The following is a 1,660-nucleotide window of genomic DNA, read 5'->3' as shown; positions in this document are numbered from 1 at the left end:
ACCTGAATCAGTGACTTCGCTCGCCAATATACCCGTCAAGCCCACCTCTGCGCCAACAAGAGGCGATAACTGGGTGAGATTCTGACTTTGAGGTCAGGAAGCAAAGAGCGGGAGCAACCGATGGTCCGATATTGGTTGATAAATGACCAGCATGCATTGTTTAGGCAATAGCGGGCTGTCCCGGCAGAGGATTCCGGGAGGATTGTTTTTTGCCAGTGGTTGAGTTGGCCTATCCGGCGGAAGCAAGGCCCCGATAAAGATCGCGGTAAACCGCAAAGCCTGGGCAGTGCCGGCCAAATCGCAGGATCCACTGCCGGCCACTGTGCACCAGGCGGCAGGCCATGGTCATGATTTCCTGCATCACGGTTCTCAGGCGGCGACGTTTGGCCGGATGGCGAACCGGTGCATCCGGGCCGGTCAGTCTCAGGCCCATCCAGCGCAGCACGTTGTAACCCATGGTGGCGAAGGCCATGACCAGATTGTTGGTGTCGAATTTCCCGGACGGAAGTCGTTCCAGGTCCAGGTCGGTCTTGAACTCGCTGTGGAACTGCTCACTGGTGGCGTGATCGCTGTAAAGCGCCATGACTTGTTGCTCATTGGCCACCTCGGCTGGTAAAGAGGTCACCCAGCCTTCGAGGCTGACTTCTGGTTCGAGATACAGCTGGCCCTCGGCATCGCTGGTGCGAACGGTGACCTTCACGATGCGACGCAGACCGGGCTCGTCCGACACCGCTTCTGACAAAACCGCCTCCATTTTGCCGTCGCGCTCCAGTGACCAGGCTTTCCGGGCCTGAGCCTTGTCCGCCCAGACGAGTGGATCCTCCTTGCGCGGATTCCACTTGATCAGGAAGTCGACCTGGTCCTGCTCGCGCAGGAAATCGCGATTGGCACGGGCATCATGCGCACTGTCCAGGCGCAACAAAATGGGCTTATCCGTCAGTGATCGAGCCCGGGGTAACACCCGTTTGAGGGTGTCGAGAAATCCCTTGTTGGCGTGCTGGCTGCCCGGGCGCAGCTCGCAACCCAGGCACCAGCCTTCCTGCCCCAGGTAGGCGGCCAGCGGTGCATAACCGTCGTAGCCCTTGTAGGTGTAGCTGACACCCTCTTTGCGGGTCTGGCTGTTGTCCATGGGAAAGACATCCATATCCAGCGCAACGTGGCCCATCGCCAGAGGTGACACCGGAGCTTCGACGGACTGAAGAAACTCGACGCTGGCATCGTCCAGCAGGGGTGTCAGGCCTTGAGCGTCTTCATCAAATCGCTGGCGCAACCGGGCCGAGGATGGCGACTGCTTGATGCCCAGCGCAGACTTGAAAAATGGGTCCGTTCGCACCGGCTCGGCCGCCTCGAAGTCACTCTTGCCCAGCGTGATCAGGCCAAGATAGGTCCGGATCAGTTCAATGTTCGGAATGCCGTGCCGCTTGGCGACGGTGCGGGCGGTTTTGGTAAGCGATGTATGCCGGTTCAGGCAATGACCGACCAGGGCCAGCCCGCCGTTGGGTGTATAGACTTCGGTTCGGGATTGCTGGAGAGTGAAGGTACGCATGAGCCGAAAGCACTGACTGGGTGAATGGATGTCAGATGCTATTATATCGCTCCAAGCCTTGTTATTGCAGGCTTTGGGCGTGAGTTCAGCTCGTTGAAGTCACGGATTCAGGAA

1 protein-coding gene is annotated in these 1,660 nt (G+C 58.8%); it reads right to left on the bottom strand.

The genetic code is table 11. From position 1 onward, the window contains the following. Window positions 1-229: 229 nt before the first annotated feature. Window positions 230-1,546 (bottom strand): IS1380 family transposase, encoded by a 1,317-nt coding sequence (locus QPL98_RS19385; RefSeq protein WP_303293869.1) that lies wholly within the window; start codon window positions 1,544-1,546, stop codon window positions 230-232. Window positions 1,547-1,660: the final 114 nt, after the last annotated feature.

Origin of the sequence: Marinobacter sp. ST-43 (genome assembly GCF_030541085.1) — a bacterium.
GTDB classification, from domain to species: Bacteria; Pseudomonadota; Gammaproteobacteria; order Pseudomonadales; family Oleiphilaceae; genus Marinobacter; species Marinobacter nauticus.
This window is presented reverse-complemented; position numbering and strand designations above follow the sequence as displayed.